The following is a 24,276-nucleotide window of genomic DNA, read 5'->3' on the forward strand; positions in this document are numbered from 1 at the left end:
CGGCGCCGGTCAGCCGATCGCTCCGACGGCGCGCCCCGCCGCCTTGAACCGCTCGAGGATCTGATCGACCTGCGTGTCGCTGTGATCGGCGCAGAGCGAGCAGCGGAGCAGGAACATGCCCGCAGGGGTCGCGGGCGGTCGCGCCATGTTGACGTATACGCCTTGCTCGATCAGCGCCTGCCACATCGCCACCGTCTGCGCCTGATCGGGCAACAGGATCGCGATGATCGCGGACTGCGCCTCGGGCGTAGCGATGTTGAAGCCGAGATCGCGCAGCCCCTTGTGGAGCCGCTTGCTGTTCTTCCAGAGGTGCGCGCGCTTATCCCCGGCGTGCATAAGCTTGCGGATCGAGGTCGCCGCGGTCGCAACCACGCTGGGCGGCAGCGACGCGGTGAAGACATAGGGCCGGCAGACCAGGCGCAGCACTTCGAACTTGGGATGGTTCGAAACGATAAAGCCGCCGACGGTGCCGACCGACTTGGAAAAGGTGCCGATGACGAAATCGACATCGGCCTCCACGCCCGCTTCCTCGAAGACACCGCGTCCATTGGGGCCGAAAAAGCCCATGCCGTGCGCTTCGTCGACCGCGATCATCGCGCCGTGCTTCTTGGCGACCGCGACCATCTCTTTCAGCGGCGCGATGTCGCCCAGCATCGAATATACGCCTTCCAGCACGACGAGCCGGCCGCCAGTGGCGGGCAGGCGGCCGAGGCGCTTGTCGAGGTCCTCGACGCTATTGTGACGGAAGCGGACGATCTGGGCGTTACCGAGCGCGCAGCCGTCGTAGATCGACGCATGGCTGTCGGCGTCGAGGATGATGTAATCCTCCTTGCCCGCGATCGTCGACATGAGGCCGAGATTGGCCTGATAGCCGGTCGAGAAGACCATGGCATATTCGGTGCCGTAGAAGGCCTTCAGCGCCTCTTCGCACTCCTTGTGGCCCTGATAGGTGCCGTTGAGGACGCGGCTGCCGGTGGTGCCCGATCCGAAATCGTCGAGCGCCTGCTTCCCCGCGGCGACGACATCGGGATCGAAGGTCATTCCCATGTAATTATAGGTGCCTAGGAGGATCGTCTCCTTGCCCTTGATCATCGCGAGGGTGGGGGAGAGCACCTCGTCCATCACGATGCCGAACGGATCGCGCACGCCGGTGTCTAGCAGCGCCTGCCGCTCGGCGATCAGCGCATCGAACTTGCTGAAGAGATCGCCCGTCGCCGCATCGTCGGCACTCTGGCGATCGGGATCGTCCGGGGTCATCACCGCTTCGCTCATCGCGTCAGGCGTCGTTCTTGAGGTCTTCGACGGCGTCGACCAGCTGGCCGACAGTCTCTATTTCCGCCTGCTGATTCATGGTGATGAGGATGTCGAACTCATCCTCCACCGACGCTACGAAATCCATCACGATCAGGCTGTCCCACTCGAGGTCGCCCGCGAAGGTCGTCTTCTCGGCGATCTCGACACCCTTGCGGTTGAACGGCGCGATCAGCCCCGCCACCTTGGCGAACGTTTCTTCCCTGTCGGTCATGCCGGTTCCTTATGTCCCGGCACCGCCCCTGCCAAGCGAATAGGGCAGAAAACGGGCAGCGCGGCGGCGCCCAAAAACGCCTTCCCTCGACGCTTGGCAAAAATTCGCTGTCATGCAAGTGTCATAGCCAAGGGTCTGGGGAATGCTTGCAATGTCAGAACAGGAATCCGGAAAGCCGGATCCGGCGTTTTCGTCGAATGCGATTCATCTGGTGCGGACGGCGCAGCAGATTCATGTGCAATTGTCCGCGATGGCGGATCACAAGGCGTCGATCCTGATGGGCGCGACCTTCGTGATCTTCACCATCTCGATCGGTCAGGCGCGGACGTCCGCGGCGCCGGTGCCGCTGCTCATCCTCGGCGCGGCGGCTTTCTTTTCGGCGGTGTTCGCAGTGCTCGCGATCCTTCCTGCAACGCGCTACGGCCAGAAGGGGCCGCTCAACCTCCTTTTCTTCGGCTCGTTCACCCAGCTCGAGGAGGACGAGTATCTCGACAAGGTGATCGGCCGCCTTCACGCCGACGAGGACGTGTTCCGCACGATGGCGCGCGATATTTTCCAGAACGGGCAGGTGCTGGCGCGCAAGAAATACCGGTTGCTGGGCTTCGCCTATCGCATCTTTCTGGTCGGGCTGACGGCGAGCTTCGGCGCCTTCCTATTCGAATATTGGCGCGATCTGATCTAGCGCTTCAGCCAGCCCTCGCGGCGATACCATTCGGCGGTTTCCAGAAGGCCGGTTTGCGTCTTGACCGCAGGCTGCCAAAGCGCCGCAGGCGGACGTTTCTCCGCGCTGACCACCCAGTCGGGGTGACAGAAATAGCGGACTCGATCGGGGGTGAGCTGCGCTCGACTGCGACGGAGCAGCCGGTCGATCCGCGCGGCGCCGCCGAGCGCGAGGCGGGGCAGGGCGAGGGTGGTCGCGCGTTTGCCGAGCAACCGCGCCAGCGTGCGCGCGAAATGGCGATGCTCCCAGCCGTCCTGCCGCCCGTCGTCCGGTTCGTAGGTCTCCGAGATCGTGTCCGGTTCGTCGAGCACGGCGAGGATGAGGCGGCACAGATCCTCGACGTGGATCAGCGAGAAGCTGCCGCCCGGCGGCAACGCCACGAAGCCGCGGCGCGCCATTCGGAACAGCTCCAGCGTCTCACGGTCGCCGGGGCCGTAGATCGCGGGCGGACGAACGATCGTCCATTGCAGGCCGGAGGCGGCGACGAGCTTCTCCGACTGCGATTTGGACCAGCCATAGGCCGACAGCTCCGGTTCGCGCGCGGCGAGCGAGGAGATATGGACGAAGCGGCGGACGCCCGCGCGGCGGGCGGCATCGATCGCCGCCACCGTGCCTGCGACATTGACCCGCTCGAAATGCTTGCGATCGCCCTTGATCGCGCCAGCGATGTGGATGAAGGCATCTGCGCCCGATGCGAGGCGGGAGAGGCTGTCGGGGCGGTCGAGCGCGCCGTCGATCCAGCTCGTGCCAACCTCGGGCGGTTTCCACCCGCGGGTGAGCGCGCGGACGTCATAGCCGTCGGCGAGCGCCATGCGGATGAGATGCTGGCCGACGAAGCCCGTGCCGCCGGTGACGGCCAACGTGCGGGTGCGCCGCACCGCGTTCATCCGAGCGGCGACCAGTCGCCTTCGCCGACGGCGGCGTCCGCTTCGGCCTCGCTCACGAGATGGCCGATCAGCGTGTCGAGCAGTTCGGGCACGCCGGCACCGGTGGCGCCCGAAATGCGATGCACGGCATGGCCGCAGGCCGCCTCCAGCTCCGCCGCGAGCGCATCGGCAAGTTCCTCATCGAGCGTGTCGGCCTTGTTGAGCGCGACGACCTCGATCTTGTCGGTGAGGTCGGCGCCATAAGCCTCAAGTTCGGTACGAACGGTCGTGTAGGCGTCGGCAACATCCTCGACATTGGCGTCGACGAGGTGAAGCAGCACGCGGCAGCGCTCGATATGGCCCAGGAAGCGATCGCCGATGCCCGCGCCCTCGGCGGCGCCCTCGATGAGGCCGGGGATGTCCGCCATCACGAACTCGCGCCCGCGATGCCCGACCACGCCGAGTTGCGGGTGGAGTGTCGTGAACGGATAGGCGCCGACCTTCGCCTTGGCGTTGGTTACGGCGTTGATGAGCGTGGACTTGCCGGCATTGGGAAGTCCGACCAGCCCCACGTCGGCGAGCAGCTTTAGCCGCAGCCAGACCCACATTTCCTCGCTCGGCCAGCCGGTGCCGTGCTGGCGGGGGGCGCGGTTGGTCGAAGTCTTGTAGCTGGCGTTGCCGCGGCCTCCATCGCCGCCACGTAGCAGGTGGATCCGCTGACCGACCTCGGTGAAGTCCGCGAGTACGTCCTCCTTGTCCTCGCTCAGCACCTGTGTGCCCACGGGCACCTTGATAACGAGATCGGGGCCGCCCGAGCCGGTGCAGTTCGATCCCGATCCGCCCTTGCCGCGCGGGGCGCGGAAATGCTGCGTGTAGCGGAAGTCGATGAGGGTGTTGAGGCCCGCCACCGCCTCGAACACGATGTCGCCGCCCTTGCCGCCTTCGCCGCCGTCGGGCCCGCCGAACTCGATGAACTTCTCGCGCCGAAAGCTGACCGCGCCCGGTCCGCCCGCGCCGGAGCGGATGAAAATCTTTGCCTGATCCAGAAAATGCATCGCCGCGACTTAGGCGCGGGCGAGCATTTCCGCCAGTGTTGTCACGACGGCGGTGTGTCCAGCCCGTGCATCGCGATGAGGTGGCGCCGCGCTGCCTCGCGCGCCGCTTCGCGCGGCAGGCCGAGTGCATCGACCAGAGCCTCGCCGAGCAAAGCGTCCCCCAATGCGGCAAGCACCAGCCATAGGGTCGTCTCGTGGACCGGACGGTCTTCATGGCCCTGGCCGAGCTGGTCGACGAGCCCGTGGATCGCCTCAAGCACCGGATTGAGCGCGTCACGGTTGCCGGAAAGGATCATCCAGGCGGCAAGGGCGCCGGCACCCTCGCGATCGAAGGCGTCGAAGGTGCGATCGACGATTTCGCGGGGATCGGTTTCGCCGGCGCGGGCGCGCGTAACGGCACCTGCAATGCCCTGCGTGACGCGGCCGGCGATATGGCGTGCGAGCGCGGCCTGCAGGCCGGCGGCTGAGCCGAAGTGATGGAGCAGATTGGCGTGGGTCTTGCCGATTCGTGCCGCCACCGCCTTCAATGTCACCGCTTGCGGCCCGGCCTCGATCAGCAACGCGCGCGCCGCTTCCAGTGCGAGCGAGCGGCTTGCTTCCGGGCTGAGACGTTCACGAGTTATTGACATCGCTGTCAGTAATTTCCTATCTCGACGTTCGAAGGAGATAGACGATGGCGCGTGAAACCACACCATCCGACTTGACGATCACCCCGCGCGACGTGCGCTTCGGACGCGGCGCTACGACCGAGCGCTGGTGGATGGGCGGCGATCCGATAGCCACTGCCTTCTATAATGCCCTGTCGGCGACCTTCCCCAAGGGCGAGGCGTTCTTCGTCGAGAGCGTGCGTGCCTTTCGCGAGGGGGCCGACCCCAAGCTTGCCGGCGAGATCAAGGCGTTCGTCACGCAGGAAGTGATGCACAGCCGCGAGCATGTCGCCTTCAATCGGCGCGCCCACGAGGCAGGCTACGATTTGAAGCCTCTGGAGGACCGCGTGGATTGGCGGCTCGACATGGTGCGCTCGCGCCCGCCGATCGCTGCGCTCGCCGCGACGATGGCGCTGGAGCATTTCACCGCCATCCTCGCGCACGAACTGCTCCGCGATCCGCGCCACCTCGCCGCCGCCGATGCCGAGACCGCTGCGCTGTGGCGCTGGCATGCGATCGAGGAGATCGAGCACAAGGGCGTCGCCTACGACACCTGGATGCATGCTACGCGGGCATGGCCTCGGTTCAAGCGCTGGCAGGTGAAGGCGAAGGTGATGCTGCTCGTTACCCGCAACTTCCTGGTCGATCGCTCGATCGGCGTCGCGCAACTGCTCGCGCAGGACGGGATGACGGGTCCGAAAATCTGGGCGGGGATGTTCTGGTTCGCGTTTGCGCGGCCGGGGATGATGCGCAAAATCCTGGGCGCCTGGGCAAGCTACTTCATGCCGGGCTTCCATCCCTGGAATCACGACGACCGCGCGCTGATCGCCGATGCCGAGAAGGCGCTGGGCGGCGGCATCGACCGAGCAGGCGCTCCGGCCTACGCCTAATCGGGCTGCGGCGCGCCTTCCTGTTGCTGGCGGCGCTCCGCACGCGCATTGTCGATCATCTGCTCGAGGCAACCCGAGGCACCGCCCGGCCCGACCGGCGAGCAACTCTGCGGTCCGCTGGCGCCGACATATTCGAGCGCCTGGGAACGCGACGCCCAACTCTCGCTTTCTGGCCCGGACATGGTGCGCAGATCTTCAGGGATGCGGTAACGCTCGTTGTCCGGCCTCCGTGCACAGACGGTGATCTCGTCGCCGGTGCTCGGCGGGCAGGGATCGGCGCCGTAAACAGTGACATAGCGGATATTGTCGTCAGGGGCGGCCGCGGGTTGGGCGAGGGCTGCGCCCGGAAGCGCAAGCGGCAGAGCGGCAAGGGTCAGAAAAAGCGCGCGTTTCATGCGATGCTCCTTTCAAAAGGAAAGGAGCGAGCGCGCGGAAGGTTCCGTGCGCCCGGGGCAGCCGTGCCGCCTTCCGCTATTCGTCGTTCTTGAGTTCGCGCTCGATCTGTTCGGCTTGCTCGTCGATCCGTCCGAGCCGTTCCTGCCGCGCATCTTCGATCAGCCGGTTCCAGTTCACCGAGTCGCGGGTCTGGCGATCCGCCTTCGCCTGGCGGACGAGATCGTCGAAACAGCCCGTGGCGCCGCCCGGGCCGACCGGGGAGCAACTGCCGATCCCGGAACTGCCGACATATTGCAGTTCGGTAGCGCGATTGGTCCATGCTTGATTGGCGGCGGCATTGGGATTGTCGCGCAGATTCTCGGGGATGCGATAGCGGTCGCCCTCGGGCTTGCGCGCGCAGACGATGATCTCGTCCGCAGAGCTCGCAGGGCACGGATCGTCGCCATAGACGATCAGCTGGTTGACCTTTTCACCGCCCGTCGGCGCGGCCTCGACCGGCACTGCTTCGGCGCCCGGCGGCACGTTCTGGGCAAAGGCGGGCGCGGCGACCAGGGTCAGCGCGGCGGCAAACAACGTCTTCATCTTCAGATCCTCTTCGAAATCGCGATGGCTGCGCGGCATCCCGCGCGGATCGCCGCCGACAGCAACGGATAGCCCACCGCCTGCTCGGCGCCGTGCGCGAGCGCAGCCTCGCGATGCTCCTGCTCGTCCGCCTGGAACTTCGCGATCGTCTCGGAAAGCTCGGCGTCGTCGGTGCCGAGCTGGCGGCGCTGTTCCTCATAATGTTCGTCGATCTCGGTCTCGACCGCGGCGGTGCACGCCATCGCCGCTTCGGGGCTCATCAGCGCCGTGGCCGCGCCGAGCCAATAGCCGGCGACGTTCCAGATCGGCTGCAACGCGGTCGGGCGGATGCCGCGCTCGGCCATCATCCGGTCGAAGGTCGAGAGATGCTCTTCCTCCTGCGCCGCCATGCGCCGGATTTCGCGCGCCGCGGGGTGACCGTCGCCAAGCACGGCGAGCTGACCCGCATAAATACGCGTCGCGCCATATTCGCCGGCCTGATCGACCCGCAGCATGGATGCGGTGTCGGCGCGGGGCTCGCCCGGACGCCAGGCAGGGGCGGGCGAGGGCGTCACGCGAGGGGCCGGGGGCGGCGGAGGCTGAACCATGCTATCGCCAATGCAGACGCGACGGAGAGGATCGCGTTCCATCCGGCCATCGAAATGCCGAGGAACGACCATTGGATCTGGTCGCAGCGGATTAGCGGCGTGGACATGATCTGCGCCAGCACGTCCTGGGTCGAGCCGCCGCTGAACCCCGAGGAGCATTGGGTGATGCCCTGGAATACGCCCGCCTCGACGCCGGCGTGATAGACGCCGATCGCGCCGCTGATCAGGATCGAAAGACCGGCGAGCCAGACGAGGCTGCGCCCCTTGTCCGGCATCGCTCCGCGCAGCGCGAGGCTGGCGAGCGCGAAGAGGATGGCGACGAGGTGCGGCCAGCGCTGCCAATAGCACATCTCGCAAGGGTGCAGGCCGCCGATATATTGCGATCCGATCGCCCCGCCGAGAAGCGCGGAGGGCATGACGAGCGCGATCAGGCGGGCCTTTTCCAGACCGGTCATCGGCAATTCCCCAGCCGCGCGCGGATCAGCGGGTGCCCGAAGGCGCGGCGCCCGCAGGCTTCGGCACGTTCACCGCGACCGCGGCCTGGCGGCTGCCGAGCCGGGCGATCGTATCGAGCGCATATTTGAGCTGGAAGTCCTCGACGCCCTTCTTCTTCAACTCCTCGGCGGTCGCGGCGAAGCGCGGATCGGGTTTGCCGTCGTCCTGGATGACGTCGTCTTCGACCTTGATCTCGTTGATGAGATGGCGGCGGAGATCGGCCTCGCGGAAGCGCGGACGCGCCTTGTAGTCGGGGTCGGAAAGCTGGGGGATTTCAAGATCCGGCGTGATCCCGCCTTCCTGCACCGACTTGCCCGACGGCGTGTAATAGCGCGCGGTGGTGAGGCGGAGCGCGGTCTCGTTGCCGAGGGGCAGAAGCGTCTGCACCGATCCCTTGCCGAAGGTGCGCTCGCCCATCACCAGCCCGCGGCGGTGATCCTGGAGCGCGCCGGCGACAATCTCGGCGGCCGAGGCGCTGCCCGAATCAACGAGAACGATGACCGGAAGGCCGTTTGCGGCATCGCCCGGTTGCGCGTAATAGCGCTCGATATCGCCCTTGCCGCGGCCGCGCTGCGAAACGATCTCGCCGCGCTCAAGGAAGAGATCGGAGAGCGACACCGCCTGATCGAGCAGTCCGCCGGGGTTGGAGCGCATGTCGAGGATGTAGCCGAGCGGCTTGCCGCCGTTCGCCTTGTCGATGCCGATCATCGCCGCCTTCACATGGTCGGTCGTCGTCTTGTTGAAGCTGTTGACGTTGATGACGCCGACATTCTGCTTCACCTCCCACTTCACCGCGGGAAGCTCGATGATCGCGCGGTTCATGGTGACGTCGAACGGCTTGTCGCGGCCCGGGCGGACAACGGTCACCTTGACCGGCGTGCCGGGCTTGCCGCGCATCTGCTCCACCGCCTCGTCGAGGGTGCCGCCGTAAATCAGCTTGCCGTCGAGATGGGTGAGATAATCGCCGGCCTTGATCCCGGCCTTGGCGGCGGGCGTGTCCTCGGTCGCGGCGATCACCTTCACTGCGCCGTCCTCCAACGTCACGGTGAGGCCGAGGCCGCCGTAATTGCCGTCGGTGGTTGTCATCAGGTTGCGGAAGCCGCGCTCGTCGAGATAGGAAGAATGCGGATCGAGGCTGGCGAGCATCCCGTCGATGGCGCCGCGCATTAGCGTCTTGTCGTCGACCTTCTCGACATATTCGGACCGCACGCGCTCGAACACGCTCATGAACTCGTCGAGCTGCTTGTAGGTCTCGACATCCACCGCGGCGAATGCGGTGCCGACGGCCGGGATAATGGCGACGGCGCCGACGAGGCCGAAGGTGCGGAGAAGGGTGTTGGCCATCGAATGCAAAGTCCTGCTGACGCTGGAGAAGCCTTGTTACCCGTTTTGTAGCCGCGCGAAAAGAAACAGCAGGTGAACGCCGTTCATCCGCCCGACAGCAACGGGGCGATCGGGAAGGGACGGCCCTCCTGCCGCAACTCCACGGAAATGCGCGGATCGCTGCGCCGGGCGGCGCCGAGCGCATCGCCGGGGCGCACCGTATCGCCCGCGTTGACGGCGAGGGTGCCGAGATCGGTGATCGTGGTCGTCCATCCGCCGCCGTGATCGATGATGACCGTGCCGTCATAATCGCGGAAGCGCCCGGCATAGACGATGCGGCCCGCCGACGGTGCGAAGACGCCGGCGGCCGGCGCGGTCGCGAACGTCAGCCCGCGCGCGTGGATGCCGCCGTCGGAGATTTCGCCGGTCCCGCGCAGGATCCGGCCTTCGACGGGGAGACGGTAGGCGGGGGCGGCGAGCCGCGATGCACGCTGGACGGGGCCCGGGCGCGGCACCGGCTCGGCCAGCGCGAGGAGGCGCTGCTGGACCGCCGCTTGGTGATCGCGCCGATCGGCGAGCGCCGCCAGATCGCGCGCTTCCTCGTCGAAGGAGAGCGCGCGATCGGATTCGCTGAGCGCCGATTCGGCCAGCACGTCGGCGCGGGCGCGCTGGCTGCGCTCGAGCCGCGCGAAGGCGACGCGCTGGGCCTGAAGCTCGCGCCGCCCGGCGACCAGCGCCGAGGCGGCGGTTTCGGCATCGCGGCTCAGCCGGTTGCTCCGCGCAATCTCGGCGCGCATCCCGGCGGTGCGCGCCTCGACGATCGGCAGTGTCGAGGCGAGGACCGAGCGGACGTGGACGACGTCTGCCACCGATCCGGGCTGGACGAGTGCCAGCGCCGGAGGGCGGCGGCCGAGCATCTGGAGGGCCGCGATGAGGCGGACCAGCGGCGCCTGCCGCTCGGCCAGCCGCGCGCGTTGCCCGGCGCGCATCTCCTCGACGATGCGGACGCGCGTTTCGGCCGCCGTCACGTCGGCCTCGGCCGCTTCGATCCGCGCCGCCACGGCCGAGGCGCTGGCACGCGCCCGCGCGGCGGCGTCGGTTGCGGCTTCCGCGCGGCGCTGGAATTGCTCCGATTTGCGCTGTGCCGCCTCGGACTGCGCCTTGGCGACCGCGAGGCTGCGCACCTCTGCGCCCTGCGCAAGCGCGATGCCCCCCGCGAGGAAGGGCAGGGCAGCGACGGCGAGGATCAGCGCACGCATCGCTTATCCTTCGCGGTGATAGGGATGGTTCGCAAGGATCGACGTAGCGCGATAGAGCTGCTCGGCGAGCATCGCCCGCGCCATGAGATGCGGCCAGGTCGCGCGGCCGAAGGCGATGAGGAGATCGGCGGAAGCGCGATCCAGTTCTTTGAAACCGTCCGCAGCGCCGATGAGGAAGCGTGCTTCCCGTCGTCCGCCGTCGCGCCATTGCTCCAGCTTTGCCGCCAGTTCCATCGACGAAAGCTGCTCGCCCTTCTCGTCGAGCAGCACGGTAACGGAGGACGGAGCGGGGGCGGGCGCCTTGCCCCCGGTCTCGGGCATTTCGGTGAGCTTCACCGGCCAGGCGATGCGCTTCAGATAACGATCGACGAGTTCGGCCTCGGCCGACCGGCCGATCCGTCCGCGCGCGACGATGTGGAGCAGCAACGGCCTAGCTGCGAGCGGCGGCGGCATTCTCCTCGAACGCCCACATCCGCTCGAGATTGTAGAAACTGCGCACTTCGGGCCGGAAGAGGTGGACGATCACGTCCTCGGCATCGATCAACACCCAGTCGGCGATCGGTAGCCCTTCAACGCGGACCGGCCGGCCAAGCTCCTGCTTGATCCGCTCCGTCAGCTTCTGCGCCATCGAGGCGACCTGGCGCGACGAACGGCCGCTCGCGACGACCATATGGTCGGCGATGCTGGATTTGCCGGCGAGCGGGATCGAAACGACCTCCTGCGCCTGGTCGTCGTCCAGTGAACGCAGCACGAGATCGTGCAGGGCCGAAACGCGGTCGAACTCTCCGCCTTCACGCGGAGTGGGGGTCGGTGCGGGCAATGTGCCTCCTGGAGCCGAGCAACCGCCGCGTCACGCCGTCGCGGTGGGCGCCCTGTTGGGTCGAAACGAAATCGCGGTGCCAGTGCGGATGAGCGGCGCGAATGCCGGTTGCGGATGTCGGGTCGGGCGGCAATCTCAAAAACACGAGTGCCGGGACACTCCACGTCATCCATTTCCTGGCTTGGCCTGCGGGCCGGACGAAGCGCCGCAGCCATCCCATCGCGCGTGCCGCATGGGCGCGGCCATCATATCCGGGCCGGGCGATTACGGCAATGGGGACGAGCGCAGCGATCTTCCGCCAGTCGCGCCAGCGGTGAAACTGATGGAGATTGTCGGCGCCCATCAGCCATATGAATTGCCGCTCCGGGTAGCGGCGGACGAGCGCGGCGAGCGTATCGACGGTGTATCGCGTTCCGAGTTCACGTTCGACTCCCGTGACGCGGATAGGCAACCGTCGCGCCGCCTGCCGTGCCGATGCCATCCTCGCGGGAAAGGGCGCCATGCCCTTCGGGTCTTTCAACGGATTGCCGGGCGAGACCAGCCACCAGATTTCGTCCAGCCCGAGCGCCTCGGCCGCATAGATGCTGATCCGCCGATGTCCGCGGTGCGCCGGATTGAACGATCCGCCGAGGAGGCCGGTGGGGGTCATCGCGCCGGACTATCCGCTGGCCGGGAGGGCGGCAAGCGACGGGTCGACGCGCCGCGCGGGCGGGGGCATAAGCGCGCGGGCAGGGAGAGGGCGATGGCGATAGAGGGGATCGGCGAGGCGGTGACCGGCGGGATGCTCGCCCGCGCGGTCGAGCCGACGGCTGGCGAAGCGCGCAAAGGCGAGGGAGAGACCTGCCTCAACTGCGGCTCCCCGCTCGTCGGCGCCTATTGCTACAATTGCGGCCAGCCCGAGCATATCCACCGCACCATCGGCGCCTTCTTCCACGATCTGCTCCACGGCGTGCTGCATCTGGAGGGCAAGACCTGGCGGACGCTGCCGCTACTCGCCTGGAAACCGGGCGAACTGACCCGCCGCTATATCGCGGGGGAGCGCGCGCGATTCGTCTCGCCGATGGCGATGTTCCTCTTCTCGGTCTTCCTGATGTTCGCGACTTTCAGCTTGCTCGGCGGGCCGTTTCCGGCGAGCAGCCACACCAAGGACCGCGCTGAAGAGATTTCGGATTATCGCCGGACGCTGCGCGACCAAGAGCGTGACCTCCGGGCGCTGGTCATAAAGCGCGACGTGGCGGTGAAAGCAGGCGAGTCGACCTCCGAAATCGACGGCTCGATCCGCGAGCTTCGTGGCGAGATCGCCGATGAAAAGAAGCTGTTCCGGCGCGCGATGGGGCGGATCGATTCCGCCGAAAAGCGCGAGAAGCAATTCACCAAGCCGTTCGAGAAGGCGCCCCTTCCCGGCGACCGCGAACCAGGCGTGGAGGGCGTGCAGACCGGCATCGGCTGGATCGATTCAACGGTCAACAAGGCGAGCGAGAACCCCAAACTGCTGCTCTACAAGCTGCAGAGCAACGCCTATAAATTCTCCTGGGCACTCATCCCCATATCGGTGCCGTTCGTGTGGATGATGTTCCTCCACCGTCGCCGCTACTGGAAATATCGCGGCTTCGATCACACCGTATTCGTGACCTATTCGATCGCCTTCATGAGCCTCGGCCTCGTCGTGCTGACGCTCGTCCGTCCGCTGGGGCTCGGCAAGGATTTCGTCGAGCTGGCAATGTTCATCGTGCCGCCGCTGCACATGTATCGTCAGCTTCGCGGCGCTTATTCGCTGTCGCGCTGGAGCGCGGGCTGGCGCACCTTCATGCTGATCATCTTCGCCTTCATCGCCGGCAGCCTGTTCTTCTCGCTGCTGCTGACGGGCGGGTTGCTGGGCTGAGCCGGGTCTTCAAGGGCAGGGATATTTGCGCGCCATCAGCCGGTTGAACGCGGCGCGGACAGTGACGCCGCGCTGTGCCGGCGGGATGGCGCGGAGGTAGGCCAGCATTTCATCGCGATCGACCGGCACCTTGCCTTCGGGCAGACAAGCGATCGGCTTGCGGCCGGCGCGCTCCGCCGCGGCCCGATCGGCGCGCAACGCAAGCCCGGCGCCCTTCACCTCGTCGCGAAGCGCCCGGTAATCGGCGGTGAACAGTGCAGCCACGCCGCGTTTTTCCAGCGCGTCGGCGCGGGTCAGGAAATCGGCGACGGTCATAGCCTGCTGAGCGCTTGCCGGCGCCGCTACAAGGAGCAGCACCGGCAGAAGCGCCCGCATGACCGTCACGCGCCCTGTGGAGCCGGGCCGCCAAGCCCGCCGCGCGGCCGCTTGGTGCTCGGGATCGACGACCCCGCCACCGGCAGCACCGGGCGCTTGTTCGACGGATCTTCGCGGCCGATATCCTCGCCACGGATCGCCTTCTTTGATTCCTCGCCGGTCAGCGTCTCGAATTCGAGCAAAGCATTGGCGAGATTGTGGAGCTCGTCGAGATGATCGGTGAGCACGGTACGAGCGACGCGTTCGCCTTCTTCGACCAAGCGGCGGACCTCCTGATCGATGAGCCTGGCGGTCTCTTCCGATACGCTCTGGCTGCGCGCGACGCTGTGGCCGAGGAACACTTCCTCCTGATTGTCGCGATAGCGCAGCCAGCCTAGCTTTTCGGACATGCCATATTCCATCACCATCGAGCGGGCCATGTCAGTCGCCTGCTGGATGTCGTTGGAAGCGCCGGTATTGAGGCTGTCCTCGCCGTAGATGAGCTGCTCGGCGATGCGGCCGCCGAAGCAGAGCGCGAGCCGCGCCTTCATTTGCTTCATGCTCATCGAATAGCGGTCGCGTTCGGGCAGATTCCAGGTCACGCCCAACGCGCGGCCGCGCGGAATGATCGTCACCTTGTGGAGCGGATCGCAGCCGTCGACGTGCAGCGAGACGAGCGCGTGGCCGGCCTCGTGATAGGCAGTGGCCTTCTTCTCGTCCTCGGTCATGACCATGGACTTCCTCTCGGCGCCCATCATCACCTTGTCCTTGGCTTCCTCGAACTCCTTCATGGCGACGAGGCGCTTGCCCTTGCGCGCAGCGAGCAGCGCCGCCTCGTTGGCGAGATTGGCGAGATCGGCGCCCGAGAAGCCCGGCGTGCCGCGCGCGATGGTACGCGGATCGACGTCCGGCGCCAGCGGCAGCTTCTTCATGTGGACGGCCAGGATCTTCTCGCGTCCCTCGATATCGGGGCGCGGCACGACGACCTGACGGTCGAAACGGCCCGGGCGGAGAAGTGCGGGATCGAGAACGTCGGGACGGTTGGTTGCCGCGATGATGATAATGCCCTCGTTCGCCTCGAAGCCGTCCATCTCGACGAGAAGCTGGTTGAGCGTCTGCTCGCGCTCGTCATTTCCGTTGCCAAGGCCCGCACCGCGATGGCGGCCGACCGCGTCGATCTCGTCGATGAAGACGATGCAGGGCGCGTTCTTCTTGGCCTGCTCGAACATGTCGCGGACGCGGCTCGCACCGACGCCGACGAACATCTCGACGAAATCGGAACCTGAAATGGTGAAGAAGGGGACGTTCGCTTCACCTGCGATCGCGCGGGCGAGCAGGGTCTTGCCGGTGCCGGGCGAGCCGACGAGCAGCGCGCCCTTGGGAATCTTGCCGCCGAGACGGGCGAATTTGGTCGGATCCTTCAGGAAATCGACGATCTCCTGCAATTCCTCGCGCGCCTCGTCGATGCCGGCAACGTCGTCGAAGGTGACGCGGCCGTGCTTCTCGGTCAGCAGCTTGGCCTTGGATTTGCCGAAGCCCATCGCGCCGGATCCGGCATTCTTCTGCATCTGCCGCATCACGAAGAAGGCGATGCCGAGGATCAGCAGGAAGGGCAGCGACTGATAGAGGAGGATCAGCCAGACGCTGGTCTGCTGTTCCGGCTCGGCGGAGAAAGCGACGCCGCGTTCCTTGAGCCGATCGACCAAGCGGTTGTCATTGGGCGCATAGGTGCGGAACTTCTCGCCGTTGGTCAGCTCGCCGGCGATAACATTCTCGCTGATCGTGACCTTGCGGACGCTGCCTTCATCGACGCGGTTGAGGAAGTCCGAATAGCCGATGCCTTCGCCCTGGCCCGAGCGGCTGCCGCCGTCCACGACCTGCACGAACAATACCAGCGCCAGCAGGATGCCCGCCCAGATGAAGAGGCTCTTCATCCAGGGATTGCCCTGCGGTTCCTTGTCTTCGCTCATCCCGCTTCGTCCGCCTTTTCGTGATCGTCACCCAAGATAGGCATTGATCGGCGGATGGCAATGTAGGGAACAGAGGTGAACGGCGGCTTGCTATAGATGCGGGATGCGGCGTGCTCGTCGCCGCATCCGGCGCCCCGGTCGCGCAGGCGCTTGACGGTAACGCCGGCTTGACGGATTCTCCGTGCGTCACTTGCTGGAGCCGGACCGATGAAGACCGCGATCCTCATGTTCGTCTGCCTGTCACTCGCTACGCCGGGAACGGCGCTCGCTTCGGGCGGGGGCCCGGTGAAGATGGGGCCGAAAGGCATTCCCTTCACCTGTTCGGACGCGCGGTCTCTGCGCGCTTATTATGAAGGCGGTGGCCCCAAGGCGACGGTCAAGCTGGTGTTCGACGACGGTGCGACCTGGAAGCTCGATAGCGCACCCACGCTATACGGGCGGAACTATGCCAGCGCGGGGCCGGACGGGCAGACCGTCTATTGGAGCACCAACGGTCTCGGTGCGACGATCCGGCAGGCGTCGGCGATCAGCGCTGCCGAACCGCAGGAAATCGCACGCTGCACGCGTGGCGGTCGCGACGGCAGCGCTCCGCACGACGACACGCACCATTAAGCGTTAATTTCGCGGCGGCGCTCGGCGGACGGTCCAGCGATCGCCAGGCAGGAATTGCAGGCCGCCGAGCGTGGCGAGCGATCCTGACACGAGGCCGTTCAGTACGCGGCCAAGTTCGGGGCCGCGGGGCGGCGTAGCCCCGAGATGCGCGAAACACCGAAGCAGTAGGCGGCGCTGGAGATCTCGCGGTAGGCCTTTGGCATCGATCGTCACTCTATCGCTATGCGCTTCGGCTCGCTCGTCCCACGCGTTTTGGCTAGCCCAGCACAGAGCCTCTTCCGCTTCCGCAAGGTGCGCGGCTGAGGCGGCGAGGCGGGGAGGCTCGATCCAGTCCGTATCGGCCAGTAGCGATCGGGCGCGGGTTCGGTCGAAGCGAAAGTCGTTGTTTGTCGGATCGTGTGCCGGCGTCAGGCCCGCAGCAGCGACCACCGCCTCTAGCTCCATCTTGCGCCAGCCAAGGAGTGGCCGGATCAGCGCGATATACGAGCCGGGCAGGCAAGTGGCGGCGCGCACACCCGCCAGCCCGGCAAGCCCCGAGCCGCGCGCCAGCCGCATGAGCAATGTCTCCGCCTGATCATCAGCATGATGGGCGGTGGCCACCGCTTCGATCCCGTTTCGCGCAGCCCATTCGGCGAGCGCGGCATATCGCGCCACGCGCGCCGCGGCCTGGATGTTGGCAGCGGGCGGCTGATCCCAGCCCGGTACAAGAATCTCGTGCGGAATGCCGCGCTCGCAGCAAACCGCTCCGACCATTGCGGCTTCCGCGGCAGCGTCCGTCCGCAGCCCGTGATCGATTGTCGCCGCTGCCATACGCCCCGGTACAGCGCTGGCCGCGAGGAGCAGCAGTGCGAGGCTATCCGGCCCGCCCGAAACTGCGATCCCGAGCGTGCCTTGACCCGCCCACAGGGCGACAAGGTCGGCAGCAAAACGGTCTGTGGGCGTCAGCATCTCGGCGGAACCTTAGGGAAAAGCCGTTCGGCGCGATACGCGTGCGCCTCAGCTACATTTGGCGTCGGTGCGCGCCTTGGGCAGCCGTTCGCGCAGGAACGCCCGCATGTTAGCGCCGTAGACGTCCTGCAGTTCGTCGTAAACCTTGCAGGCGTCCGCCGGCTTCTTGAGCTGAACCAGCGCCTGGCCGAGAAAATAGAGGCTGTCTGGCGCGCGCTCGCCCTTGGGATCGGTCTGGTAATTGGCGAGCAGCGTCTTCGCCGCCGTCGCGGGCTTGCCGTCGTCCAGATAGGCGCGGCCCGCCAGATTGCGCGCCCAGCTCGCCTTGGCATGCTTGGGATATTTCTTCGCCATCGCCTCCAGCGCGCGCTGCGCCTCGCCGAAGCGGCCTTCGGACCACAGTCGATACCCCGCATTATAGGCATCCTCCCCGGCATCGCCGGTCGATGCGGCAGGGGCGGGCGTCTCGCTGGCGGAGGGTGTCGGGGTCGGTGTCGAGGGTGCGGCGATAGGGGCCGGCGCGGGGGCGGGTGTGCGGACCTGCTGAAGCGTCGATTGCGTCTGATCGCGCAGCCTCTGAAAATCCTGCTCCAACTGCCTCAGCCGGAAGTTGTTTTCCTCTGCCTGGCCAGTGAGCTGGCGCAGTTGGTTCTCCAGCGCATCGACGCGGGACGTAAGATCGGACACCGCACTTTGCGAAGGGATACCACCGATCCCGCCACCCGATTGCGGTGCGCTGATTTCAGGCTGCAGGTCGGGCCGGGCGCCCTGGAACACCCGGCGTTGTACCGCGCGCATCTCGTCCTCCAGCTTACCGATCCGGCGATCGATCTGCTGCTGGGCCATTGCCGGCGTCGCGGTGCCCGCCAGCAGCAGGGCGGAAAGGATCAGGAAACGCATGGAAAACTCCCCCGGAAAAGTCGGAACGCGGGTTGACGGTAATGGCGCGCGGCTGTCGCCACGATGAAGCGGGTTAGGGCGCCGAGCGGGCGTTCGGCGTCAGAACGGGAGCCGCCGCGCTGGCACCGTCGAGCCGGGCGATGAGATCCGCGGGCTTGAGGCTCACGTTGGATATAGTGCGCTGCGCCGGGCCGAGTTGCGGGATCGCCGTCGGGCCGACCGTCACCTGGATCGCGTCCGGGCGACCGGTCAGGATCTGTGGCGCCGCAGCGGTGGCGGGCACCTCGTAGCGCTCGCCCGCCTTCATCGTGCCTTCCTTGAGGCGCGGACCGCCGTTGCCTTCGTAAATGCGCAGCCACACCTCGTCGGTCGCGGTAATCACCACCGGGCCGTCGGTTGCCGGCGCGGGCGTCGGCTGCGGCGCGACGGCCTTGGGCACCGCGACGTTGGGCGCCTGGACTGCGACCTGCGTCGCATCCCCATCGTCGAACGCGGTGCTCCGCCACACGCCATAGCCGACAGCCAGCAGCAGAGCGAACGCGCCGGCGGCGATCACCAGTCCCTTGGGCGGCACGCGCGCAGGATCTGTCGGTTCGTAGATCGGCGCGACGGCCGGGCGCCGGTTGTGTCCGATCTCGGCACGGATGGCATTGGCGATCTCGTTGCCATTCAATCCGACGACATCGGCGAAGGAGCGGGCGAAGCCGACGGTATAGGTGGCGGCGGGGAGCGCGTCCCAATCGCCAGCCTCGATTTTTTCGAGATGCCGTGTCGGAATGCGTGTGCGGTTGGCGACGTCTTCCAGCGTCATGCCCTTGTCTTCACGCGCCGATCTAAGCCGCGAACCGATCGCGCTGCCTGAAAATACCTGCTCTTCGCTTTCGGCCATGCATCCTTCCCTGATCCGCAAGCCTTGTCACAAGCGGGCGCCTGCCTTGTCAACCGATCTGCGGTATTCAGCCGATCAGGACTGCCTTCTGTTCGGCCCAGCGGGTCAACGCGCCGCGTAAGTCGCCATTCGGTGCATCGAGCAGCGTGCGGATATCCGGGACAAGCGCGGAGATATCGAGCGAGCGGACCATCGCCTTGATCGGCCCCACCGCGGCGGGGGTGATCGACAGGCGGCGGAGGCCGATGCCGATCAGCGCCATCGCCTCCAGTGGCCGCCCGCCCATCTCTCCGCACACCGCGACCGGCACGTCCGCCGCATCGCACGCCGTGACGACACGGCGCAGGAAGCGCAAGATCGCCGGGCTCAGCCAGTCGTAACGTTCGGCGAGCCGCGGGTTAGCGCGGTCGGCGGCGAACAGGAATTGGGTCAGGTCATTGGTGCCGATCGACAGGAAATCGACCTTGGGGAGGAGCACGTCTAACGTTTCCGCCAGAGCGGGCACTTCGAGCATTGCACCGTAGCGTATTTTCGTCGGCAGCGGCTTGCGGTGGTCCGCCAGCCATTTGCGCTGCCCCTCGACGAGCGCTTTGGCGGCGTCGAATTCCCAGGGCTCGGAGACCATCGGAAACATGACGCGGAGTTCGCGGCCTGCGCCGGCTTCCAAGAGCGCGCGGGCCTGCGCCTTCATCAGCGCGTCACGGCCCAGCGCCAAGCGAAGCGCGCGCCACCCCATCGCCGGATTCTCGTCGTCATGATCGGTGTCGAGATAGGGCAAGGCCTTGTCGCCGCCGATGTCGACGGTGCGGAACACCACCGGCTTGTCGCCGGCGGCATCGAGCACCGACCGGTAGAGCCGCTGCTGGCTCTCGCGGCGCGGCAGGGTCGCGGAGACGAGGAACTGGAACTCGGTGCGGAACAGCCCGATGCCGTCGGCGCCCGTGACCGCCAGCGCGGCGACGTCGTCGCGGAGGCCCGCGTTGACCATCACGGTGATCCGCTCGCCGTCCTTCGACACCGGCAGTTTTTCGCGCATCGCGGCATATTCGGCGCGGCGCTTCTGGGTGGTGACGAGCTTTGCGTCGAACGCTTCCTCGACGGTGTTGCTGGGGCGGACAAAGGCGGTGGATTCGTCAGCGTCGAGCAGCACGTAATCGCCTTCGCCGACGAGCTGGCGGATATCGCGGCATCGGCCGAGCATCGGCACGCCCATCGCGCGCGCAACGATGGTGACATGCGCGGTGAGCGAGCCTTCCTCAAGTATCACGCCCTTGAGGTGTCGCCGATCATATTCGAGCAGCTCTGCGGGCCCGAGGTTGCGCGCGATCAAAATCGCGTCGCGCGGAATGCCCATCTGCGCGGCGGTGCCGAGCTGTCCCGAGACGATCCGGAGCAGCCGGTTGGCGAGATCGTCGAGGTCGTGCATCCGCTCCTTCAGCAGCGGATCGTCGATCTGCCGCATCCGCATCCGGGTGCGCTGCTGGACGCGCTCGATTGCCGCCTCGGCGGTCAGGCCGCTGTCGATCGCCTCGTTGATCCGGCGCGACCAGCCCTCGTCATAGGCGAACATCTTGTAGGTCTCGAGGATCTCCTGATGCTCGCCGGCGGTGCCGAATTCGGCCATGCTCGTCATATTGTCGATCTGCTCGCGCATCTTGTCGAAGGCGGCATAGACGCGGTGGCGCTCGGCCTCGGTATCCTCGGCGACGGTATGCTCGATCAGCACGCGCGGCTGATGGAAGACGACATGGCCGCGCGCCATTCCGGCGACGAGCTTCAGCCCCATGCAGCGCACCGGCCCGCCGTCGCGCGCCGCGTCGGTCGCACCCGTTGCCCGGTCGGCGAGTCCGGCGTTGGCGATAAGCTCGGAAAGCACCATCGCTACCGTCTGCAGCGCCTCGATCTCGAGGTCGTCATAGCCGCGCGGATCGGCATGCTGCACCGCGAGCACGCCGATCGCCCGCTCGCGCCGGACGATGGGCACGCCGGCGAAGCTGTGGAACAGCTCCTCGCCGGTTTCCGGGCGATAGGCGAAATCGGGATGTCCCGCCGCCTCGTCGAGATTGAGCACCGACGCGTCGCGCGCGATCGCGCCCACTAGGCCTTCGCCGAGCGAAAGCTTGGTCACATGGACGGCGCTCTGGTTGAGGCCGAGTGTCGCGTACAGCTCCAGCATCCCGTCGCGCAGGATGTAGATCGAGCAGACCTCGCTCGACAGCGCCTCGGCGATGATCTTGACGACCTTGTTGAGCTTCGCCTGCGCCGCCGCGCGCGAAGCCATGACCGCGTGCAGCCCTTTCAGGATCTCGCGAGACGATGCGGCGGAGGCGGCTGGCATGAAACCCGGCTAACAGAAAGGCGCGCGGCGGCCAATCATTGCGAGCGCGCGGGCTTCAAACGGATCGCCGCTCCAAGGCGGCTGCCGCTTCTTCGACGAGCGTCGCGATGATCGCGGCGACGGGCTCTTCCTGCTTGACCATGCCGACCGATTGGCCCGCCATCACCGATCCGCTCTCTACGTCTCCGTCGATGACCGCGCGTTTGAGAGCGCCGGCCCAATAATGTTCGATCTGGAGCTGCGCCTCGGCCATCTCGACGGTGCCTGCGTCGAGCAGTGCGGCAACTTCGCGTTGCTTGGCGGAGAAGGATTCCATCTCCTTGTTCTTCAACGCACGCACTGGGATGACGGGCAGGCGCGGATCGATCTGCACCGAAGGAATGGCGTCGCGCGCCGAGGCGCGGATGAAGGCCTTCTTGAAATTGGGATGGGCGATGCATTCGTCTGCGCAGACGAAGCGCGTCCCGAGCTGCACGCCGGCGGCGCCCATTTCGAGGAAGCCCGCGATCAGTCCGCCTCGGCCGATGCCGCCGGCGACGAACACCGGAACCTCGGCAGCAACTTCGGGCAATATTTCCTGCGCCAGAACGGCGGTGGAGACCGGGCCGATATGTCCGCCCGCCTCCATGCCCTCGATCACTAGCGCATCGACGCCAGAGCGCGTAAGCTTCTTGGCGAGCGCGAGCGCGGGCGCGAAGCAGATCACCTTCGCGCCGGTCGCCTTGATCCTATCGAGCGCGCCAGGGGGCGGCAGGCCGCCCGCCAGCACGACATGGCTCACCCCGTGGCGGCCGCACACGTCGATCAGTTCGACCAAATCCGGGTGCATGGTGATGAGGTTGACGCCGAACGGCCGGTCGGTGCGCGCCTTGGTCTGGGCGATCTCGGTGTCGAGCAGCGCGGGCGTCATCGCCCCGCACGCGATCACGCCGAAGCCGCCGGCGTTGGAGATGGCCGATACGAGATTGCGCTCGCTGATCCAGCTCATCGCCCCGCCCAGGATCGCATAGCGGCAGCCGAGGAAATCCGCGCCGCGCGACATCAGGCGGGCAAGGCGGTCGTGACCGGTCACGGATCCGGCAGGGAGCATATCGTTCATATCGCGGAGCCTTAGCGGAGACTTCCGCGCATCCCAACCCTCGCTTGCCGAAGGGGGGCAGGTCAGGCGTCGTCGTCCGCGTCGAGCCCGTAGGCGGTGTGGAGGACGCGCACCGCCAGCTCGGTATACTCCTCGGCGATCAGCACACTCACTTTGATCTCGCTGGTGGTGATGGCGAGGATGTTGATCCCGCGATCAGCGAGCGCGCGGAACATCTGCGCCGCGATACCGGCGTTGGATCGCATGCCGACGCCGACCGCCGAGACCTTGACGACATTGGTGTCGGTCAGCACCTCGCCGAAGCCGACCTCGCTCTTGATCCGCCCCAGCACCTCGGTCGTCTGCGGCAGGCTGGCGGTGGGGACGGTGAAGGTCAGCACCGAGGGCTCGCCGGCGCGCGGCACCGACTGGACGATCATGTCGACGTTGATATTAGCCTCGGCCAGCGCGCCGAAGATCGCCGCCACCGCACCCGGCTGATCGGGGAGGCCGGTGAGCGTTACCCGCGCTTCGTTCTTGTCATAGGCGATGCCCGTGATGAGCTGACGTTCCATGTCCAATTCCTCGATCCGATCGTCGTCGACGATCATCGTTCCCGGCTTGTCCTCGAAGGACGACAGCACCGTCACCGGCATCTTCTCGCGCATCGCGAGGCCGACCGAGCGGGTCTGCAGCACTTTTGCGCCGACGCTGGCGAGCTCCAGCATCTCCTCATAGGTGACGGCGGCGAGCTTGCGCGCCCGCGGCACGATGCGCGGATCGGTTGTGTAGACGCCGTCGACATCGGTATAGATGTCGCAGCGGTCGGCGCGCATCGCCGCGGCGAGCGCGACTGCCGACGTGTCCGATCCGCCGCGCCCGAGCGTCGCGACGCTGCCATCGGCGGCGACGCCCTGGAAGCCGGGGATGACGGCGATGCCCCCGCCGTCGAACACGCGTTCCAGCACGTCCACGTCGATCCCGTCGATCAGCGCCGCCGAATGCGCGGGGCTGGTGCGGATCGGGAGCTGCCAGCCCATGTAGCTGCGCGCATTCAGCCCCATACCCTGTAGCGTGATCGCGAGGAGACCGCTCGTCACCTGCTCGCCGCTCGCAACGACGACGTCATATTCGCGCGGATCGTAGAGCGATGCGGCTTCGCGGCAGAGCTGGACGAGCCGGTCGGTCTCGCCCGCCATTGCCGAAACGACGACGGCGACCTGGTTGCCGGCCTCCGCCTCGCGCCGAACCAGCCCCGCGACGTGGCGGATGCGCTCGATCCCCGCCATCGAGGTGCCGCCGAATTTCATCACGATGCGCGCCATGCGCGGTGCTGATAGGTGCGGCGGGCGGCGAGGGCAATCTCCCTTCACCAGCTTCGACAAGCGCCGCGCGAGCGATTAGGAAGAGGCCATGAGCACGCAGCCGAACACGATCGATCCCAAGGAAGCCGGGCATTTCGGAAAGCTCGCGGCAGATTGGTGGAATCCCAAGGGTAGCTCGGCGATGCTCCACAAGATGGGGCCGGCGCGGCTGTCCTACATCCGCGACCGCATCGATCATCACTGGAACGCCGATGAGACCGGCCGCCATCCGCTCAAAGGCAAGCGCGCCGCCGATGTCGGCTGCGGCGCCGGCCTGATCGCGGAGCCGCTCGCCCGCCTCGGCGCGGCGGTGACGGGCGTCGATGCAGCGGCCGAGAATATCGCGGTCGCACGGCTCCACGCGGAGGGGCAGGGGCTGGCGATCGACTACCGGCAGGGCAGCGTCGATACGCTGGAGCCGCGGGCCTACGATCTCGTCACCTCGCTGGAGGTAGTCGAGCATGTCACCGATCCCGCGGCCTTCGTCGCCGGGCTCGCGGCGGCGCTCGCGCCGGGCGGTCTGCTGATCCTCTCGACGCCGAACCGGACGGCGGCGTCGCGGCTCCTGATGGTCGGACTCGCCGAGGCGACCGGGCGGATCCCGCGCGGGACGCATGATTGGGATGCCTTCCTGACGCCCGAGGAGCTGGCCAGGCTGGTTAAGGATGCCGGGCTGGAAGTCACCGACGTGACCGGCCTCGCCTTCAGCCCGACGCGGGGCTTCACGCTCTCGGACAATAAGGCGCTGGATTATTTCCTGACCGCGAAGCGCTGA

At 66.8% G+C, this 24,276-nt stretch carries 27 protein-coding genes; 5 read left to right on the top strand and 22 right to left on the bottom strand.

The features are described from left to right. Nucleotides 1–9 precede the first annotated feature (9 nt). Both spt and B9N75_RS10790 read right to left on the bottom strand, forming a co-directional pair. Nucleotides 10–1,257, bottom strand: coding sequence for a serine palmitoyltransferase (spt, locus tag B9N75_RS10785; RefSeq protein WP_157123939.1), 1,248 nt, complete (start codon nt 1,255–1,257; stop codon nt 10–12). A 19-nt stretch (nt 1,258–1,276) separates the two neighbouring features. Beyond that, nucleotides 1,277–1,525, bottom strand: a complete 249-nt coding sequence (locus tag B9N75_RS10790) for an acyl carrier protein (protein ID WP_085218806.1) — start codon at nt 1,523–1,525, stop codon at nt 1,277–1,279. A 211-nt stretch (nt 1,526–1,736) separates the two neighbouring features. Between B9N75_RS10790 and B9N75_RS10795 the strand changes: the two genes are divergently transcribed. Then, complete coding sequence (locus B9N75_RS10795; protein WP_244552330.1) at nt 1,737–2,207, top strand: Pycsar system effector family protein; 471 nt, start codon at nt 1,737–1,739, stop codon at nt 2,205–2,207. Here B9N75_RS10795 and B9N75_RS10800 read toward each other — a convergent pair. The 3 genes from B9N75_RS10800 to B9N75_RS10810 are packed head-to-tail and all read right to left on the bottom strand — an operon-like array spanning nt 2,204 to nt 4,796. Further along, nucleotides 2,204–3,133, bottom strand: a complete 930-nt coding sequence (locus B9N75_RS10800; protein ID WP_085218808.1) for an NAD-dependent epimerase/dehydratase family protein — start codon at nt 3,131–3,133, stop codon at nt 2,204–2,206. The genes B9N75_RS10795 and B9N75_RS10800 overlap by 4 nt on opposite strands. Then, on the bottom strand, nt 3,130–4,167 hold the full coding sequence (obgE, locus tag B9N75_RS10805) for a GTPase ObgE (protein ID WP_085218809.1): 1,038 nt from the start codon (nt 4,165–4,167) through the stop codon (nt 3,130–3,132). The genes B9N75_RS10800 and obgE overlap by 4 nt, the downstream gene beginning before the upstream one ends. A 41-nt stretch (nt 4,168–4,208) precedes the next feature. After that, a complete protein-coding gene (locus B9N75_RS10810) occupies nt 4,209–4,796 on the bottom strand; it encodes a TetR/AcrR family transcriptional regulator (RefSeq protein WP_085218810.1) in 588 nt (195 codons plus the stop codon). 44 nt (nt 4,797–4,840) lie between these two features. Here B9N75_RS10810 and B9N75_RS10815 point away from each other — a divergent pair, with 44 nt between their 5' ends. After that, nucleotides 4,841–5,704: a metal-dependent hydrolase gene (locus tag B9N75_RS10815; protein ID WP_085218811.1), complete on the top strand. Its 864-nt coding sequence runs from the start codon at nt 4,841–4,843 to the stop codon at nt 5,702–5,704. Here B9N75_RS10815 and B9N75_RS10820 read toward each other — a convergent pair. The 9 genes from B9N75_RS10820 to B9N75_RS10860 all read right to left on the bottom strand — a co-directional run bounded on the left by B9N75_RS10820 (nt 5,701) and on the right by B9N75_RS10860 (nt 11,815). Continuing rightward, the gene (locus B9N75_RS10820) at nt 5,701–6,099 is read right to left on the bottom strand and encodes a hypothetical protein (protein ID WP_157123803.1); all 399 of its coding nucleotides are present in this window, start codon (nt 6,097–6,099) and stop codon (nt 5,701–5,703) included. The genes B9N75_RS10815 and B9N75_RS10820 overlap by 4 nt on opposite strands. A gap of 76 nt (nt 6,100–6,175) precedes the next feature. Continuing rightward, a complete protein-coding gene (locus B9N75_RS10825) occupies nt 6,176–6,721 on the bottom strand; it encodes a hypothetical protein (protein ID WP_244552331.1) in 546 nt (181 codons plus the stop codon). Next, nucleotides 6,685–7,176 carry a demethoxyubiquinone hydroxylase family protein gene (locus B9N75_RS10830; protein WP_244552332.1) on the bottom strand — a complete coding sequence of 164 codons (492 nt, stop codon included), beginning with the start codon at nt 7,174–7,176 and terminating at the stop codon, nt 6,685–6,687. Before B9N75_RS10830 ends, B9N75_RS10825 begins: the two co-directional genes overlap by 37 nt. A gap of 56 nt (nt 7,177–7,232) precedes the next feature. Then, nucleotides 7,233–7,724, bottom strand: coding sequence for a disulfide bond formation protein B (locus tag B9N75_RS10835; protein ID WP_085218813.1), 492 nt, complete (start codon nt 7,722–7,724; stop codon nt 7,233–7,235). Between the two features lie 25 nt (nt 7,725–7,749). Further along, nucleotides 7,750–9,108, bottom strand: coding sequence for a S41 family peptidase (locus B9N75_RS10840; protein ID WP_085218814.1), 1,359 nt, complete (start codon nt 9,106–9,108; stop codon nt 7,750–7,752). Between the two features lie 83 nt (nt 9,109–9,191). After that, nucleotides 9,192–10,346, bottom strand: coding sequence for a murein hydrolase activator EnvC family protein (locus tag B9N75_RS10845; protein WP_085218815.1), 1,155 nt, complete (start codon nt 10,344–10,346; stop codon nt 9,192–9,194). 3 nt (nt 10,347–10,349) lie between these two features. Beyond that, nucleotides 10,350–10,772: a 23S rRNA (pseudouridine(1915)-N(3))-methyltransferase RlmH gene (locus B9N75_RS10850; protein WP_085219584.1), complete on the bottom strand. Its 423-nt coding sequence runs from the start codon at nt 10,770–10,772 to the stop codon at nt 10,350–10,352. A gap of 4 nt (nt 10,773–10,776) precedes the next feature. Next, on the bottom strand, nt 10,777–11,166 hold the full coding sequence (rsfS, locus tag B9N75_RS10855; RefSeq protein ID WP_085218816.1) for a ribosome silencing factor: 390 nt from the start codon (nt 11,164–11,166) through the stop codon (nt 10,777–10,779). Next, nucleotides 11,138–11,815, bottom strand: a complete 678-nt coding sequence (locus B9N75_RS10860; RefSeq protein WP_085218817.1) for a nicotinate-nucleotide adenylyltransferase — start codon at nt 11,813–11,815, stop codon at nt 11,138–11,140. The genes rsfS and B9N75_RS10860 overlap by 29 nt, the downstream gene beginning before the upstream one ends. A gap of 93 nt (nt 11,816–11,908) precedes the next feature. Between B9N75_RS10860 and B9N75_RS10865 the strand changes: the two genes are divergently transcribed. Further along, nucleotides 11,909–13,048, top strand: a complete 1,140-nt coding sequence (locus B9N75_RS10865) for a DUF3667 domain-containing protein (protein ID WP_085218818.1) — start codon at nt 11,909–11,911, stop codon at nt 13,046–13,048. Nucleotides 13,049–13,057: 9 nt separating this feature from the next. Here B9N75_RS10865 and B9N75_RS10870 read toward each other — a convergent pair whose 3' ends face one another. Together B9N75_RS10870 and ftsH are read right to left on the bottom strand one after the other, a co-directional pair. Further along, complete coding sequence (locus tag B9N75_RS10870; RefSeq protein ID WP_085218819.1) at nt 13,058–13,423, bottom strand: hypothetical protein; 366 nt, start codon at nt 13,421–13,423, stop codon at nt 13,058–13,060. A gap of 5 nt (nt 13,424–13,428) precedes the next feature. After that, complete coding sequence (gene ftsH, locus B9N75_RS10875; RefSeq protein ID WP_085218820.1) at nt 13,429–15,372, bottom strand: ATP-dependent zinc metalloprotease FtsH; 1,944 nt, start codon at nt 15,370–15,372, stop codon at nt 13,429–13,431. 207 nt (nt 15,373–15,579) lie between these two features. On the opposite strand from ftsH, the gene B9N75_RS10880 reads away from it, so the two are divergent. Then, a complete protein-coding gene (locus B9N75_RS10880; RefSeq protein ID WP_085218821.1) occupies nt 15,580–15,984 on the top strand; it encodes a hypothetical protein in 405 nt (134 codons plus the stop codon). Nucleotides 15,985–15,987: 3 nt separating this feature from the next. On the opposite strand, the gene tilS is transcribed toward B9N75_RS10880, so the two are convergent. The 6 genes from tilS to B9N75_RS10910 form a co-directional block, all read right to left on the bottom strand. Then, entirely contained in the window at nt 15,988–16,932 is a 945-nt protein-coding gene (gene tilS, locus B9N75_RS10885) for a tRNA lysidine(34) synthetase TilS (protein WP_085218822.1), read from the bottom strand. 48 nt (nt 16,933–16,980) lie between these two features. After that, complete coding sequence (locus B9N75_RS10890; protein WP_085218823.1) at nt 16,981–17,832, bottom strand: tetratricopeptide repeat protein; 852 nt, start codon at nt 17,830–17,832, stop codon at nt 16,981–16,983. A gap of 73 nt (nt 17,833–17,905) precedes the next feature. Continuing rightward, nucleotides 17,906–18,721, bottom strand: a complete 816-nt coding sequence (locus tag B9N75_RS10895) for a helix-turn-helix domain-containing protein (protein ID WP_085218824.1) — start codon at nt 18,719–18,721, stop codon at nt 17,906–17,908. A gap of 67 nt (nt 18,722–18,788) precedes the next feature. Then, nucleotides 18,789–21,059 carry a phosphoenolpyruvate--protein phosphotransferase gene (gene ptsP, locus B9N75_RS10900; protein WP_085218825.1) on the bottom strand — a complete coding sequence of 757 codons (2,271 nt, stop codon included), beginning with the start codon at nt 21,057–21,059 and terminating at the stop codon, nt 18,789–18,791. Nucleotides 21,060–21,114: 55 nt separating this feature from the next. After that, nucleotides 21,115–22,149, bottom strand: a complete 1,035-nt coding sequence (locus tag B9N75_RS10905) for an NAD(P)H-dependent flavin oxidoreductase (RefSeq protein ID WP_085219586.1) — start codon at nt 22,147–22,149, stop codon at nt 21,115–21,117. A gap of 71 nt (nt 22,150–22,220) precedes the next feature. After that, the gene (locus B9N75_RS10910; RefSeq protein WP_085218826.1) at nt 22,221–23,462 is read right to left on the bottom strand and encodes an aspartate kinase; all 1,242 of its coding nucleotides are present in this window, start codon (nt 23,460–23,462) and stop codon (nt 22,221–22,223) included. An 88-nt stretch (nt 23,463–23,550) separates the two neighbouring features. On the opposite strand from B9N75_RS10910, the gene ubiG reads away from it, so the two are divergent. Further along, nucleotides 23,551–24,276 (top strand): bifunctional 2-polyprenyl-6-hydroxyphenol methylase/3-demethylubiquinol 3-O-methyltransferase UbiG, encoded by a 726-nt coding sequence (gene ubiG, locus B9N75_RS10915; protein ID WP_085218827.1) that lies wholly within the window; start codon nt 23,551–23,553, stop codon nt 24,274–24,276.

Source organism: Allosphingosinicella indica (genome assembly GCF_900177405.1).
GTDB lineage: Bacteria > Pseudomonadota > Alphaproteobacteria > Sphingomonadales > Sphingomonadaceae > Allosphingosinicella > Allosphingosinicella indica.